This window comes from Lysinibacillus sp. VIII_CA (assembly GCF_049943995.1).
In the GTDB taxonomy this organism is placed as follows: domain Bacteria; phylum Bacillota; class Bacilli; order Bacillales_A; family Planococcaceae; genus Lysinibacillus; species Lysinibacillus pinottii.
Genome location: NZ_JBNFXM010000006.1, coordinates 68,086 through 82,919, shown reverse-complemented (window position 1 = coordinate 82,919; position 14,834 = coordinate 68,086). Strand labels below are relative to the sequence as shown.

The 14,834-nt window shown below is 39.9% G+C and carries 14 protein-coding genes and 1 riboswitch; of the genes, 7 read left to right on the top strand and 7 right to left on the bottom strand.

Features of this window, described 5'->3' with window-relative positions; translation table 11 throughout:
• Positions 1-2: 2 nt before the first annotated feature.
• Both ACP3VS_RS10630 and ACP3VS_RS10625 read left to right on the top strand, forming a co-directional pair.
• Complete coding sequence (locus ACP3VS_RS10630) at positions 3-1,547, top strand: solute symporter family protein (RefSeq protein ID WP_036163773.1); 1,545 nt, start codon at positions 3-5, stop codon at positions 1,545-1,547.
• 92 nt (positions 1,548-1,639) lie between these two features.
• A complete protein-coding gene (locus ACP3VS_RS10625) occupies positions 1,640-1,816 on the top strand; it encodes a hypothetical protein (protein WP_227256847.1) in 177 nt (58 codons plus the stop codon).
• 60 nt (positions 1,817-1,876) lie between these two features.
• Here the strand turns inward: ACP3VS_RS10625 and ACP3VS_RS10620 are convergent, their stop codons facing one another.
• The 7 genes from ACP3VS_RS10620 to parE form a co-directional block, all read right to left on the bottom strand.
• Entirely contained in the window at positions 1,877-2,626 is a 750-nt protein-coding gene (locus ACP3VS_RS10620) for a TatD family hydrolase (protein ID WP_036161772.1), read from the bottom strand.
• Positions 2,616-3,365, bottom strand: coding sequence for an ABC transporter ATP-binding protein (locus ACP3VS_RS10615; protein ID WP_281486433.1), 750 nt, complete (start codon positions 3,363-3,365; stop codon positions 2,616-2,618). Before ACP3VS_RS10615 ends, ACP3VS_RS10620 begins: the two co-directional genes overlap by 11 nt.
• The gene (locus tag ACP3VS_RS10610; RefSeq protein WP_031416026.1) at positions 3,340-4,113 is read right to left on the bottom strand and encodes an ABC transporter permease; all 774 of its coding nucleotides are present in this window, start codon (positions 4,111-4,113) and stop codon (positions 3,340-3,342) included. Before ACP3VS_RS10610 ends, ACP3VS_RS10615 begins: the two co-directional genes overlap by 26 nt.
• Entirely contained in the window at positions 4,110-4,403 is a 294-nt protein-coding gene (locus ACP3VS_RS10605; RefSeq protein WP_426388660.1) for a thiamine-binding protein, read from the bottom strand. The genes ACP3VS_RS10610 and ACP3VS_RS10605 overlap by 4 nt, the downstream gene beginning before the upstream one ends.
• Before the next feature lies 1 nt (position 4,404).
• Positions 4,405-5,400 carry an ABC transporter substrate-binding protein gene (locus ACP3VS_RS10600; RefSeq protein WP_426388658.1) on the bottom strand — a complete coding sequence of 332 codons (996 nt, stop codon included), beginning with the start codon at positions 5,398-5,400 and terminating at the stop codon, positions 4,405-4,407.
• A 155-nt stretch (positions 5,401-5,555) separates the two neighbouring features.
• A riboswitch (TPP riboswitch) is annotated at positions 5,556-5,666 on the bottom strand.
• Between the two features lie 123 nt (positions 5,667-5,789).
• Complete coding sequence (gene parC / locus ACP3VS_RS10595; RefSeq protein WP_289448959.1) at positions 5,790-8,228, bottom strand: DNA topoisomerase IV subunit A; 2,439 nt, start codon at positions 8,226-8,228, stop codon at positions 5,790-5,792.
• Complete coding sequence (parE, locus tag ACP3VS_RS10590; protein WP_031416030.1) at positions 8,225-10,201, bottom strand: DNA topoisomerase IV subunit B; 1,977 nt, start codon at positions 10,199-10,201, stop codon at positions 8,225-8,227. The genes parC and parE overlap by 4 nt, the downstream gene beginning before the upstream one ends.
• Before the next feature lie 537 nt (positions 10,202-10,738).
• On the opposite strand from parE, the gene plsY reads away from it, so the two are divergent.
• The 5 genes from plsY to ACP3VS_RS10565 all read left to right on the top strand — a co-directional run bounded on the left by plsY (position 10,739) and on the right by ACP3VS_RS10565 (position 14,811).
• Complete coding sequence (gene plsY, locus ACP3VS_RS10585) at positions 10,739-11,341, top strand: glycerol-3-phosphate 1-O-acyltransferase PlsY (protein WP_031416032.1); 603 nt, start codon at positions 10,739-10,741, stop codon at positions 11,339-11,341.
• Positions 11,342-11,360: 19 nt separating this feature from the next.
• Complete coding sequence (locus tag ACP3VS_RS10580) at positions 11,361-11,651, top strand: HesB/YadR/YfhF family protein (RefSeq protein WP_031416033.1); 291 nt, start codon at positions 11,361-11,363, stop codon at positions 11,649-11,651.
• Between the two features lie 147 nt (positions 11,652-11,798).
• Complete coding sequence (locus tag ACP3VS_RS10575) at positions 11,799-13,343, top strand: spore germination protein (protein WP_426388654.1); 1,545 nt, start codon at positions 11,799-11,801, stop codon at positions 13,341-13,343.
• A 30-nt stretch (positions 13,344-13,373) separates the two neighbouring features.
• Entirely contained in the window at positions 13,374-14,573 is a 1,200-nt protein-coding gene (locus ACP3VS_RS10570) for a Ger(x)C family spore germination protein (RefSeq protein ID WP_012294628.1), read from the top strand.
• A 4-nt stretch (positions 14,574-14,577) separates the two neighbouring features.
• Positions 14,578-14,811 (top strand): hypothetical protein, encoded by a 234-nt coding sequence (locus tag ACP3VS_RS10565; protein WP_426388652.1) that lies wholly within the window; start codon positions 14,578-14,580, stop codon positions 14,809-14,811.
• The last annotated feature ends 23 nt before the right edge of the window (positions 14,812-14,834 follow it).

Here is a 14,834-nt window from a genome sequence, read left to right as displayed (position 1 = left end):
GAATGAGCTTTACAGCCATATTCTTCTTTGTAGCCATTGTTGGTTTAACATTAGTTATCACATGGTGGGCATCTAAACGAACTTCTTCTGCAAGTGACTTCTATACAGCTGGTGGGGGCTTAACAGGCTGGCAAAATGGACTAGCTATCGCAGGTGACTATTTATCGGCAGCCTCTTTCTTAGGGATTGCAGGTGCAGTAGCACTATTTGGATTTGACGGATTCTTCTTCTCTATTGGTTATTTAGTCGCTTACTTAGTGGTATTATACATCGTTGCTGAGCCATTACGTAACCTTGGAAAGTTCACTTTAGCTGACATGATTACAGCGCGTTTCAATAATGCGAAAGTACGTGGAACAGCTGCTTTAAGCACTATTACCATTGTTTTATTCTACATGATTGCACAACTAGTTGGTGCAGGAGCACTTATTCAATTACTTTTAGGTATCGACTACTGGGTAGCTGTATTGATCGTAGGTTTCATGATGACAACTTACGTATTATTCGGTGGTATGACAGCGACTTCATGGGTTCAAATTATTAAAGCTTGTCTTTTAATGCTAGGTACAGTGATTATCTCATTCTTAGTATTAAAAGAGTTTGGCTTCAGTATTGCAACAATGTTCAAGGAAATGTCTACAGTGACTGATAATGGTGCTGCTTATTTAAATCCTGGTCTAAAATATACAGAGGGACTTGACACAATTTCAATGTTAATTGCATTAGTATTAGGTACTGCGGGTCTTCCACATATCTTAATGCGTTTCTTTACAGTAAAAGATGCAAAAACGGCTCGTTCATCTGTTATTTGGGCAACTTGGATTGTAGGTATATTCTACGTTTTAACCATTTTCTTAGGTTTCGGTGCAGCAGCATTCGTTGGAAAAGAAGATATTATTGCGGCTAACGCTGCAGGTAATATGGCAGCCCCTCTTCTTGCAGAAGCACTAGGAGGCGACATTCTATTCTCATTCGTTTGTGCGGTAGCATTCGCAACAATTTTAGCGGTAGTAGCAGGCCTTGTACTTTCAGGTGCCTCTGCCCTATCACATGATATTTATGGTCAAATCATTAAAAAGGGTAAAGTTACTGAAAAAGAGCAAGTTCTTGCAGCTCGTATTGGCTCGATTACAATCGCTGTAATATCTATTCTATTAGCTCTTGGTGCACAAACATTAAACGTTGCATTCTTAGTATCTTTAGCATTCTGTATTGCAGGTTCCGCTAACCTTCCAGTTATTATTTACACAATTTATTGGAAACGCTTTAATACAGCTGGTGCTGTTACAGCGATGTTAACAGGCTTAATCTCTGCATTAGTATTAGTAGCTATGTCACCAAACGTATGGAATCCAGTTGAAGGCAAGGCGATTTTTGTTGGTGATCCGTTAATTATGTTAACGAACCCTGCCTTAATCTCTGTACCGCTTGGTTTCCTTGGTGGTTTCATCGGCACATTACTTTCTAAAGAAACTGATGATGCAAAATATCGTGAAGTTGACGTTAAAGCAAACACAGGTATTTCTGTACAGGACGTATCTCACTAAATCGATTTCATAAACCTCGTAAGTTCTTGCTTACGAGGTTTTACTTTTTCATTCATTTTCGTTACTATAATTGTTAAAAGGAGGGAATGAAAATGGCTCAATCTAGGGCGAAAAAGAAGCGGATGCATATAAAAAGAACTGCTGGCAAGGATGTAGAGAAAAATCGCCAATCCAATTCCTTCAGCACACATGAACGCACCACCAAAACAAAAACAGAGAAATTGATGCATGATTTTACTAAACATAAAAAGCAGTATACGGATAACTAATTGATATCCTATACTGCTTTTATTATTGTAGAAAACATAAGTGGCAATTGCCACGTTACCTTAAAGTCGATAAAAGTTTTTTGTATTCTGAGTGATAATTTTAGCCACTTGCTGAATAGACAATCCCTTGATGGCTGCAATCACCTCAATCGTCGAATGCATCATCCACGGAGACGTTGGTTTATTTGTAAAAGGTCCCTCAAACGACCATGGGCCATCTGTTTCTACCATCATTAAGTCAATCGGGTAGATTTGAATTAGCTGTTGAATTTCCTCTTCATACAAGGCATCAGGCGTAATAGAGATAAAATAACCTCGCCGAATCATGCGTTTCATGACTGCCTCGTCCCCTTTAAACCAATGGAAATGAGCCTGACAAAGCTGATGCTTTTCTAGCAAATCGCACACGATGCTAGCATCCTCATATACAGCATGCAACACAATTGGTTTGCCCAATTCCTTAGCCAATACGATAAATCGTTCCAATAAAGCCTCATATGGACGAACATCCAAGGCTTGTTCTTGCCTTAAATAATAGGGTAAACCGACCTCACCAACCGCTACCATGTTATCACGATGCGCGCGAATCCAATCAAATAAAGCCTTCTCTTCTATTTCATCCAGTAAAGGCTGTTCAGGATGAAACCCAAAAGCCGCCTTCACCTTGGGATAGACCTTCGCTAAATGCAACGTCTTTTGACAGGAGGACAACTGCATGCTTACCGCAATTAATGCCTCTACTTCTGCCAATAATGAAGGTATTTCCACGTCCTTATATTGATCTAAATGAATATGGGCATCAATCAACATTCAAATCCCCCTTTTCTTCCTGTAAATACGTGAATAACTGTTGCTTCAAGGCTGTGAATGTGGCAGAATGACGAATTTCTTCTTTGCGGGGGCGCTCAAATGGCACAATTATTTCTTTTTTCACTGTTGCAGGCCGTTTCGATAAAACAATTATACGATCGGCTAAAAAGAGGGCCTCTTCAATACTATGTGTGACGAATAAGATAGATTTTTTATGCTCTTCCCAAATGGACAGGAGCCATGCCTGCATTTCCAGTCTTGTAAATTCATCAAGCGCAGAAAATGGTTCATCTAGACATAAAATAGGTTTATCACTGACAATGGCACGGATAAAAGACACACGTTGTTGCATCCCTCCCGAGAGCTCGTATGGGTAAGCTTGACTAAAGGAAGCAAGCCCCACCTTTTCAAGCCAACCTTTTGCACGTTCAACATTTGGATTTTGCTGTAATTCCTCGACAATTGTTACATTCTCTAAAATAGTACGCCAAGGAAGTAAACAAGGCTGCTGTGGCATATAGCCAATTGCGCCTCTTTTTTGCTGAATCTCCTCTCCATTTAATAAAATCGTCCCTTGATCAACCAAAGAGACCCCACCAATTAATTGAAAAAGGGTACTCTTACCACTGCCAGATGGTCCTACTATGGCCACAAACTCACCATCCTTGACATCAAAGGAAACATGGTCAAGTACATGTAGACTGTCAAACGATTTAGCGATGTTTTGAATGCTGAGCATGATAACCTCTCCCCTTTACCATTAATTTTTCAAGCAAGCGGATACTACTAAACAACAATAAGCTTAGCAAGACAATCGCAAAAATGGCGACAAACACTCGATCTGTACGGAAGGAAGATTGTGCTAAGGTCATGTATACGCCTATTCCCTTTTTTGCACCAAGCCATTCCGCAATAACTGCTCCCATTACACTATAGGTAGCAGCAATTTTTACGCCCGAGAAAATTGCCGGATAGGCATGTGGCCATTCTAATTTCCAAAACGTTTGGGCCTTCGTTGCTCCAATCATTTCGAAGTAATGCTTTAACTCGGGTGCTGTTTGACGAAAACCGTCCATTGCCGCAATGACAATAGGGAAAAAGCATACTAGACAAATAATGATGAGCTTTGGTAATAAGCCAAAGCCAAACCAAATAATAAGTAACGGCGCCAATACAAGAATGGGTATATTTTGCGACATAATGAGAATCGGATAAAATAACGACCGAATGAAAGTAAAACGATGCAAAACAATCGCCACGGTTAGACCACAGCCAACCCCAATAGCAAGTCCAAGTAAAGCTAATTCCACAGTAGCCAGAGCATGTGGCAGAAACGTTTGATATGATTGAAAGCCTTCCTTTAAGATTATGCTTGGTGCTGGGAGGAGCCAGGGAGGAACATCAGCGATATGCACAACAAGCTCCCATATGAATAAGAGGAAGGCGATAAACATTATCGTCCTTCCCTTTTGTAATGCCCGTTTCATGAATGATATTTCTCCGTTAATGTAGCCATGGTAATCCCATTTGGTTGATATAAAATTTTTACTTGTGTAATGACATTAATGGCTCCTAGCTCGACCATCTTAACATTCATTTTTTCAATGATTTGAAGAAGCGTTGTAAGCTCACCTTCCATTGTTGTTTCAAGGGGATGAACCTCATAGTTCACACCAGATGCATCAATAACCGCAATGGCCGCATCCACATAAGGAATGACATCCTCGTATTTCTCTGTCTTCGGAATGATTTGGACACTGATTAATGAATTTGCCATGTTAATTGGCCTCCTTTTTCGGTAGGAACTCATTCGTAAACGCCTGTTTAGCATCAAATTCGCCCTCTAACACTTTGTTACTCGACATCCATTTAGCATAGTTTTCCCACACAGAAAGCTTTTGCTCCCCCCATTGATTAGCGTCATCCTGATACTTATCAGCCAACCACTCTTGACTTTTATGCACTAACTCCTTATCTAAGTCTGGTGCCGCTTCTAGTAAAATATCAGCCGCTTCATTCGGATGCTCGATGGCATATTCATAGCCCTTCGATGCAGCCGCAACAAAAGCTTTGACGCTGTCTGGATTGTTTTGAATCATTTTTTCATTGGTTGCTAAAACAGGTGTATAGTAATCTAACTGATCACTATAGTCCGTTAAATACAGCATATTAATTTTTTCCCCACGAAGCTCTACCTCAATACCTGTCCATGCATAATAAATCCAAGCAAAGTCGATGTCCTTTTTCATCATCGTAAAGAAATCTAAATCTCCCGCATTGACAATGTCTAATTTATTAATATCAGCGTTTTCTTTTTGCATTAATGATTGTAATACCGCTTGTTCGAGAGGTGCTCCCCAGCCCCCATATGTTTTTCCTTCAAAGTCCTTTGGAGAGGTAATACCCTTTGACGCTACAGAAGCAAATCCAGATGTATTATGCTGGATGATGGCCGCTATCGAAACAAGTGGCACATCCTGAACACGAGCCTGTGTAATGCCCTCCTGATAACTCACGCCAAATTCTGCCTTACCAGAAGCTACGAGCTGATCGGCTCCTGCCTCTCCTGGCATTATAATATCAACATCTAAGCCTACTTCTTCAAAATAACCGAGCTTTTTCGCAACATACAATCCTGTATGATTCGTATTCGGTGTCCAATCGAGTACCACTGATACCTTTTTCTTTGTATCAGCAGACTGCTTGTCCTCCTTGTCGCTACAGCCTACTAACGTCAATAGAGTAGCTAATAGGATAAATAACCATTTTTTCATGCTAGGTCCTCCCAGTTTGTAATATGAAAGTGTTCATGAATGAATGTTGTCACCAGAAGAAAGCGTATTATACGGTTGGTAAGATATTGCTTAGAAAACAAAAAAACGCCTAGGATTCCTCCCAGACGTATTGCAATCAATCTCCAAAACATTTGCTTTTTTGAATAGATGTTCCCTACGCTGGTACGAGCCAAATCAGGTTCAAAGGGTCAGTGTCTATCGGACACAATCTCAGCTAGCCATAACTAGCCCCCCTACATTCTTTCGCTATGAACTTTTCGATGTTTATTATACCCATAGTTGATCTTAAATGACAAGATGCTAATTTTGGATAGTTGTGCCACTATAAACAAATAGCCCAGCTCTACTTATAGATACTGGGCATGATGTTAGCTTGGTTTTTGTTCTTTTTTGGCCGTTAAAACATGTGAGATGGCTCCATCTGTTGCAATGTCCACTTTAAATGAACCATTAGAATGGCGATCAGCGCGCGTCAATGCTTGGACATCGATAACCTCTTGTATGCCTTTTTCAGTTTCAATCACAACCTGCTCATCGTCTGTTGCTTGAATAACAGCGACAATTCGATGAGGATTTGCTTTTAATTCTGTAAGGACTTTAAGTCCACGCTTGGCACGACTTGCTATTTCTACCTCTGCAACATTCATTTTCTTTACAGCCCCTCGTTGTGTCACAATAACGACATATTGTGTTTCGTCTGGCTGTAGGACATTGACCCCGACTAAAGCTTCTCCATCTTTTAGCGTAATACCTTTAACACCGCCCGTTTTCACTCCAGTAACTGGTAGTTCTTCAATAGGGAAACGAATGGCATAGGCCGTATCAGTTGTTAAGAGCAGTTCCGCATCATCAGTTATAAACGATGCATAAATCATTGCATCGCCCGCTTTAACATTCATTGTTTTAATTGGCTTCGAATAACGCGTCACAGCATAATCTGCTAATGGCGAACGTTTAATTTGGCCATCTTTCGTAGCAGTTAAAATATACATATTTGGCTGTTCAAATGTTTCAAAGCCATAGACTGCAATAATCGACTCATCTTCACTTGTTGGCACAATACTTGAAATATGCTGTCCAAGGTCCTTCCAGCGAATATCAGGTAATTCATGAACAGGCTGATAAATATAATTCCCTCTATTTGTAAATAACAATAGATGATGTTGTGTATTTAAGTTTGCTTCATACAATAAGTAATCGGAATCTTTCATCGCAAAATCTTGACCGTTGGAGGCGGCATGGGATCGTGTAGATGTACGTTTAATATAGCCATCTTTCGTGACAGTCACTACAACCTCTTCACTTGGAACAAGGACATCTAATGTAATTTTAATTTCTTCTATTTCTTGTTCAATTTTCGAGCGACGTGGCTCTGTGAAACGTTTTTTAATATCTAGCAATTCTTGTTTAATGACGCGTACAAGCTTGGCCTCGCTTTGTAAAATTCCTTCTAGCTTGGCAATCAATTTGTTTAAGTCATCCTGTTCTTGACGGAGTTCTGTAATATCGGTATTCGTTAAACGATATAATTGCAGGCTCACAATCGCCTCTGCCTGTACCTCAGTAAAATCGAACTTCGCCTGTAAATTGAGCTTGGCGTCCTTCTTATCGTTAGAAGAACGAATCGTAGCAATAACCTCATCTAGAATAGATAGGGCTTTAATTAAGCCATCCACGATATGGGAGCGATCCTTTGCCTTTTGTAAATCATATATAGAACGATTTGTGACCACTTCTTTTTGGTGAGTAATATAGGAATCCAGCAATAATGGTAATGTCATCATCGTTGGACGACGATTATGAATGGCAATCATATTAAAATTGTAAGCTACTTGTAAATCTGTTGTTTTAAATAGGTACTGTAGAATCCCCTGTCCAGGAACATCCTTTTTCAGCTCGATAACGACACGTAACCCTGTACGATCTGATTCATCACGAATTTCAGCAATCCCTTCAAGGCGTTTATCTACACGTTGCTCATCAATTTTTTTCACAAGATTCGCTTTATTCACATCGTATGGTAATTCGGTAACGACAATTTGCTCTTTTCCGCCCTTGATAGGTTCGACCACAGCTTGTGCACGGACAATAATTTTACCGCGCCCTGTTTCATATGCCTTTTTAATGCCGTCTACACCTTGAATAATTCCGCCTGTAGGGAAATCAGGACCCTTGATAACTGTCATCAATTCATCCACTGTCGCAGTAGGCTTGTCTAAGCGCATCAAAACAGCATCCAGCACTTCATCTAATGCATGCGGTGGAATATCTGTTGCATAACCCGCAGATATCCCTGTAGAGCCGTTTACTAATAAATTAGGGAAACGAGCTGGTAAAACAGTTGGTTCCATATCCTGGTCATCGAAGTTTGGTACGAATTCAACCGTTTTCTTCCCAATATCTCGTAACATTTCACCAGCAATTGCAGAAAGTCTTGCCTCCGTATAACGCATGGCTGCTGGTGGATCTCCATCAACCGAACCGTTATTCCCATGCATTTCTATAAGCATATGGCGAGCTTTCCAATCCTGACTCATACGAACCATCGCCTCATAGACTGAGCTATCTCCGTGCGGATGGTAATTACCGATTACATTTCCGACTGTCTTAGCCGATTTACGAAACGGTTTCTCATGTGTATTACCTTCCGTAAACATTGCATATAAAATACGACGCTGTACTGGTTTAAGACCGTCACGTGCATCTGGCAACGCGCGGTCTTGAATAATATATTTGCTATAGCGACCAAAACGGTCACCCATTACTTCTTCTAAAGGTAAATCTTGAAACTTTTCTGTACTACTCATGCTTGGCCCTCCTCTTGTTGGATGAATTCATTTTCTAAAATGTTAGCATCATCCTCCATACCGAAGTCTACATTGGCTTCGATCCATTTACGACGTGGCTCTACTTTATCGCCCATTAACGTCGTGACACGTCTCTCTGCACGTGCACCATCCTCGATAGTGACACGAATTAATGTCCGTGTGTCAGGGTTCATTGTTGTATCCCATAGCTGGTCAGCATTCATCTCTCCAAGACCTTTATAGCGCTGTAATATGTAACCCTTTCCAACTTGTTTGATGGCCTTTTGTAAATCGTTTTCTGTCCAAGCATATTCAATCACTTCTTTTTTGCCAGTTCCTTTCGAAACCTTATAAAGTGGTGGTAACGCAATAAAGACTTTTCCAGCCTCGATGAGCGGACGCATATAACGATAGAAAAACGTTAGTAGCAATACTTGAATATGCGCACCATCCGTATCAGCATCGGTCATAATGACTACCTTATTGTAGGCTGAATCCTCCACAGCAAAATCTGTACCTACACCTGCACCGATCGCATGAATAATCGTTGAAATTTCTTCGTTTTTCATAATATCTTGTAGCTTGGCTTTTTCTGTGTTAATAACTTTCCCACGCAGTGGTAATATCGCCTGGAATGTTCGATCACGACCTTGTTTTGCAGAACCACCCGCTGAATCACCCTCGACTAAATATAATTCATTTTTCGCCGCATTACGTGACTGTGCAGGCGTTAATTTCCCAGACAGAATCGTACTACCCTTTTTGTTTTTCTTACCATTTCGTGCATCCTCACGGGCTTTACGAGCCGCCTCACGCACTTGCTGCGCACGAATCGCTTTACGCACAAGAGACGCTGACAATTCAGCATTTTCCTCTAGCACATATAAAATTTGCTCAGACACCACACTATCTACCGCTGAACGAGCCTCACTCGTACCAAGCTTGCCCTTTGTTTGTCCTTCAAATTGTAATAAGTGCTCTGGAATACGAACAGATACGATAGCCGCTAAGCCCTCTCGAATATCCGTTCCTTCTAAGTTTTTGTCCTTGTCCTTTAATAAGCCAATTTTTCTTGCGTATTCATTAAAGACACGCGTCAAGGCTGCTTTTGCACCTGTTTCATGTGTACCGCCATCTCGTGTACGTACATTATTGACAAACGATAAAATCGTTTCAGAATAACCATCATTATATTGGAAGGCAAACTCTACTTCAATATCATCTTGAATACCCTCAACATATTTCACAGGATGAAGAACATCCTTCTCTTCATTCAAATACGCAACGAAAGCTTCAATGCCGTTCTCATAAAAGAACACATCATTTTTGCCTTCCTCGCGCTCATCGATTAATTCAATTTTTAAGCCCTTTAATAAAAAAGCCGACTCACGTAAACGTTCTGCTAATGTATCATAATTAAATTTTGTGACAGAGAAGATTGTTTCATCAGGTAGGAAATGAACAAGCGTTCCTGTTTGTTTTGTTTGACCAATTTCTTCAAGTGTTGTCACTGGATGTCCACCATGCTCGAAGCGCTGGCGATATTTTTTCCCATCACGATGGATGGTTACTTCTAAAAAAGTTGATAGCGCATTCACAACAGAAGAACCTACGCCGTGTAAACCGCCACTTGTTTTATAACCACCTTGTCCAAACTTACCACCTGCGTGTAGGACGGTAAAAATAATTTCAGGAGTAGGTTTACCCATCTTATGCATACCAGTTGGCATTCCACGGCCGAAATCACGTACGCTAATACTCTGGTCTTTGTGAATCTTGACAATAATATGAGATCCAAAGCCAGCCAATGCTTCATCCACCGCATTATCTACGATTTCATACACAAGGTGATGAAGTCCACGGCCATCTGTCGAACCGATATACATGCCTGGTCGTTTGCGCACCGCTTCTAATCCTTCTAATACTTGTATAGCGTCATCATTATAGACGCTAGGTGACTGTTTATTCGTCAACAAAATTCCCCTCCAAAAAACAAACACATGTTCTATTTATGTTCTCATCCTAATAATAATAGCATTTCCTGTCAATAGTTAGCGACAGGTCCAATTAAATTTTTAAAAATTGCTCACAGTTTTAATAAACATTTCAATAGTAAACATCTTCAACAGTTGCTTAAAATTGGAATTTAAGCAAGACAGACAACCACTAGTATCCGTAAACACCTGACGCATCGTAGCTTATTTAGTTGCAAAATAGTGTTTCTGCGTCATTCCATGTAAATGAATAAAGTTAGACTTCTATTCTACCAAAGGAATGAACGATTGACAAAATTGCCATTTTGCCTAGATTTTAAGAAAGACTTTTTTCGTGCCTTCATCAATCATGTCTAAAAGCCTATCTCCAACTTACATTTAGTTTCTTTTGTATTGAATTCAAGACTCCTTAGGAATTCTCCTTCATAACATTGTAGATTAGCAAGAAAAAGTGTAAAATACTTGTTACAAACTATTAGTACCAAGTGATGGACTATGAATGAAAGGAGTCCAACTATGATCAATGGACTTATTATTTTATGTGCTTATCTAATCGGCTCTATACCTTCAGGGCTATGGATAGGTAAAATTTTTTATAATACCGATATCCGAGAACACGGAAGCGGTAATCTAGGAGCAACGAATACATTTCGAACATTAGGAAAAAAGGCCGGTATTGTTGTGACTGTGATGGATGTTCTAAAAGGGACTGCCGCTGTCTTACTAGCTGCACTTCCCATATTCTCAGACAGTTCTATTCATCCCTTAATCCTAGGTCTTGTTGCAGTGATTGGTCATATGTTTCCGATTTTCGCCAATTTCCGTGGTGGAAAAGCCGTTGCCACATCTGCAGGTGTTTTATTAGGCTACTCATGGCCATTGTTTGTCTTGCTCCTAATTGCTTTTCTTGTGACATTGAAACTCACAAAAATCGTCAGCCTAACATCTATGATAGCCGCTTTAGTAGCACTTATCTATTCAATCGTTTATTATTTTGTTACAGGTGACTTTGCATTAAGCATCTTGGTAGCCTTTTTATTTACCTTTATTATTTATCGTCACCGTGCCAATATTGCACGTATTAAAAATGGCACTGAGCCAAAGGTAAAATGGCTGTAGGAAGAGAGGAGCATTCGCTATGAAAATTGCACTGACAAATGAAGCCCTACAATGGTTCAAGCAAGAGATGGAAGTAGAACCAGGCGATACTATTCGCTTTTATGCACGCTATGGTGGCTCAAGTCCTTTTCACGAAGGCTTTTCACTAGGTATGACGCGAGAAGAGCCCATTGCTATTGGAGCTGAAGCAGTCATAGATGGCGTAACCTATTACATCGATGAAAAAGATTTATGGTTCTTTAACGATCATAACTTACATGTGGACGTGGATGCTAGTTTAGATGAATTACAATACGAGTATCGTACATAAAACAGTATTTTCCTTTCAATCTTTGAAAGGAAATACTGTTTTTTTATTTGAAAAATAGTAGCTAGAATTTCATTCCTTTTTTCGTTTATCTCCGCATAAAGTTGTCCATTCTATAAATAATGAACATTCATTTGAGGAGGAAAGCGCATGTCCATATCAAATAAGATTGATCCCTCCCCATCCCTTACAACGGACGATTTATTAAATACTTCCCTTGCCAAAAATATAAAGGTCATTCGAAACACTCTTGGTCACAGCAATGACATCATAATACGAGAAATTACAATTGGTGAAACTGAACCCCATCGGCTCGCCATTATTTCCATTGATGGCTTATCTGATAAAACCATGATTTCGGATTCTGTCATTGATAAATTAATGGCGAATATTGAGGAAGAACAAGAAATAGAAATTACTACCATAAATCAATATGTGCGAAGTTCCTACCTAACTGTTGGTGACGTGATGAATATCGAGCATTTTACCACACTTTATCATGCCATACTGAATGGTGAGACCGTTATTCTATTAGATGGCTTTGCGGAAGGCATTGTAACAAGCACTAAAAGTGCAAAAGATAGAGCTGTGACAGAGCCATCAACCGAATCCGTCATTAGGGGTCCTCGGGAGTCCTTTACTGAAACTTTACGCACTAATACTGCGCTCATTCGGCGCAAAATAAAAAGTCCAAACCTTTGGATTAAGTCCCGTGTCATTGGTGAAGTGACACAAACAGACGTCGCTGTGATGTATATACATGGTATCGCCAGTGACAAAATTGTGGCCGAGGTGTTAGCGCGGTTAGACCGCATTAATATCGATGGCATTTTAGAAAGTGGCTATATTGAGGATTTTATTCAGGATTCTAAAAACACCATGTTTCCAACCGTTTACAACTCCGAACGTCCTGATGTGATAGCTGGTGAATTATTAGATGGTAAAGTGGCGATTCTAGTAGATGGTACCCCCTTTGTCTTAGTGGTGCCTGCATTATTTACTTCCTTTTTGCAATCAGCAGAAGACTACTACCAACATTGGATGATTAGTTCCCTCATTCGTATCTTACGTTTCTTTGGTATTAGTTTGGCATTGGTAGCACCATCTCTCTATGTTGCGATTACGACGTTTCATCAGGAAATGCTACCGACGCCCATGCTCATTAGTATTGCCTCACAACGAGAAGGCGTGCCCTTCCCTGCTGTAGTAGAAGCACTTATTATGGAGCTTGCCTTTGAGATACTAAGAGAGGCAGGGCTTCGAATGCCGCGAACAATCGGTCCAGCGGTGTCCATCGTGGGTACATTGGTTATCGGACAGGCGGCGGTAGATGCCGGTGTGGTCTCAGCAGTTATGGTTATTATTGTAGCATTGACGGCCATTTGTAGCTTTTTATTTCCTGCTTATGGGTTGTCCAATACGATTCGTGTACTGCGTTTTCCATTAATGATTTTAGCTGCTATGTTCGGTCTATTTGGCGTAATGTTCGGCATTATGGTTATTATTCTTCATTTATGTAGCATTCGTTCATTTGGTGTACCATATTTAAGCCCATTTGCTCCATTCATTATACAGGACCAAAAAGATGCTTTTTTATTACTCCCACGCAGACATTTATTAAAACGTCCACGTTTGGTGAATCAGAAAAATGTTGTCAGAGGGCATAAATATGTCACAAGAACAGGCAGGAAATAAAACTACTACTGAACAAGTGAGGAATGAATTATGGCAAAAGTAAAAACAATTTGCTTACTGTGCATCCTCCCTTTACTGTTAAGTGGCTGCTGGAGTAAGCGTGAATTAAATGAATTAGCCATTGTCGTAGCGCTTGGAATAGATAAAGTAGAGGACGAATTTGAAATTACTGTTCAAATCGTTGATCCTAGTGAGGTTTCAATGCGACAAGCTTCCACTCAGCGCACCCCAGTTATTAGCTATCATTCGAGAGGGGAAACAATTTTTGAGGCCATTCGTAAAATGACAACTATTGCAGCTCGGAAACCCTATTTTGCTCATTTACAAGTAGTTATCTTAGGTGAAGACCTCGCCAAAGAAGGAATTAGTGATTCATTGGATTTGATTGCACGAGACCATGAGTTTAGAAAAGATTTCGATGTCATTATGTCTCATGAGGCTACAGCTAAGGAAGTGTTAAATGTTCTTACCCCTATCGAAAAAGTGCCTGCTAATAAAATCTTAAATTCGCTCAATGTTTCTGAAAAAGTTTGGGGCTCTACAATTGCTATTAATATAGACGAATTGGTCACGAGGCTCAACGAAAAGGATAATGGCGCATTGATTTCTGCCATTGAAATTCACGGGGACAAACGATTAGGTGCCGATAAAACAAACGTCCAACGTGTTAAAACTCCTGTGTTATTAAAATATGCAGGATTGGCTGTCTTTAAAGGAGATCGATACATTGGTTTACTTTCAGAGGGAGAAAGTAAAAGTATTAGCTTCCTCAGTGACAAAATACAAAGTACCATTGAAATCGTCAACTGTCCAAAACAAGGTACTCTTTCGACTGAGATTACGCAATCCTCCACAAAAGTAAAGGGGTCATTTCAAAATGGGAAACCGCAAATTGATGTCCAAATAGATGTGGAGCAAAATGTAGGTGAGGTCGAATGTGATATTAATCTCACAAAAAATAAAACGATGGATTATATCAATAAAAAAACAGCACAAGGCATCGATGAACGTATTGAAAAAACGTTAGAAAAAATTCAGCAGCAATACCAAGTGGATGTTTTAGGCTATGGGGATGCCCTTCATCGCGCAGATGCTAAACAATGGAAAAAAATTAAAAATGATTGGCCAACTATCTTTCCTGATCTTCCTGTCCATGTTCGTGTAAAAGTAACGACACAAGGCTTAGGCACAATGCAAAATTCATTATTAAAAAAGCCAAAGGAGGAATAGTAGCATGGTACTAGCGGTAGCGGTCTTCATTATTTCGGCCATTATTGCATTACTATTTATCCCAAAGCTCAAAAGACAAAAAGAAACCAAGACCATTCTTGTTTTTTCTATTCTTTTACTAATTGGGACAGCACTTAATATGGGTATTGCTCTCAAAATAAATATCCCGAGCCCTTTAGATTTGGTAACTTTTATTTTTACACCCATTAAGGATTTTATCGTTTCACTCACAAAATAGTAGACACATCGACATGTATGGGA

Excerpts from the sequence above, each read along its gene's own strand:
- ACP3VS_RS10610 (WP_031416026.1), bottom strand. The coding sequence starts at position 4,113 with ATGAAACGGGCATTACAAAAGGGAAGGACGATAATGTTTATCGCCTTC.
- plsY (WP_031416032.1), top strand. The coding sequence starts at position 10,739 with ATGATCAATGGACTTATTATTTTATGTGCTTATCTAATCGGCTCTATA.
- parC (WP_289448959.1), bottom strand. The coding sequence starts at position 8,228 with ATGAGTAGTACAGAAAAGTTTCAAGATTTACCTTTAGAAGAAGTAATG.
- ACP3VS_RS10580 (WP_031416033.1), top strand. The coding sequence starts at position 11,361 with ATGAAAATTGCACTGACAAATGAAGCCCTACAATGGTTCAAGCAAGAG.
- ACP3VS_RS10625 (WP_227256847.1), top strand. The coding sequence starts at position 1,640 with ATGGCTCAATCTAGGGCGAAAAAGAAGCGGATGCATATAAAAAGAACT.
- ACP3VS_RS10600 (WP_426388658.1), bottom strand. The coding sequence starts at position 5,400 with ATGAAAAAATGGTTATTTATCCTATTAGCTACTCTATTGACGTTAGTA.
- ACP3VS_RS10615 (WP_281486433.1), bottom strand. The coding sequence starts at position 3,365 with ATGCTCAGCATTCAAAACATCGCTAAATCGTTTGACAGTCTACATGTA.
- ACP3VS_RS10565 (WP_426388652.1), top strand. The coding sequence starts at position 14,578 with ATGGTACTAGCGGTAGCGGTCTTCATTATTTCGGCCATTATTGCATTA.
- ACP3VS_RS10620 (WP_036161772.1), bottom strand. The coding sequence starts at position 2,626 with ATGTTGATTGATGCCCATATTCATTTAGATCAATATAAGGACGTGGAA.
- ACP3VS_RS10570 (WP_012294628.1), top strand. The coding sequence starts at position 13,374 with ATGGCAAAAGTAAAAACAATTTGCTTACTGTGCATCCTCCCTTTACTG.
- ACP3VS_RS10575 (WP_426388654.1), top strand. The coding sequence starts at position 11,799 with ATGTCCATATCAAATAAGATTGATCCCTCCCCATCCCTTACAACGGAC.
- ACP3VS_RS10605 (WP_426388660.1), bottom strand. The coding sequence starts at position 4,403 with ATGGCAAATTCATTAATCAGTGTCCAAATCATTCCGAAGACAGAGAAA.
- ACP3VS_RS10630 (WP_036163773.1), top strand. The coding sequence starts at position 3 with ATGAGCTTTACAGCCATATTCTTCTTTGTAGCCATTGTTGGTTTAACA.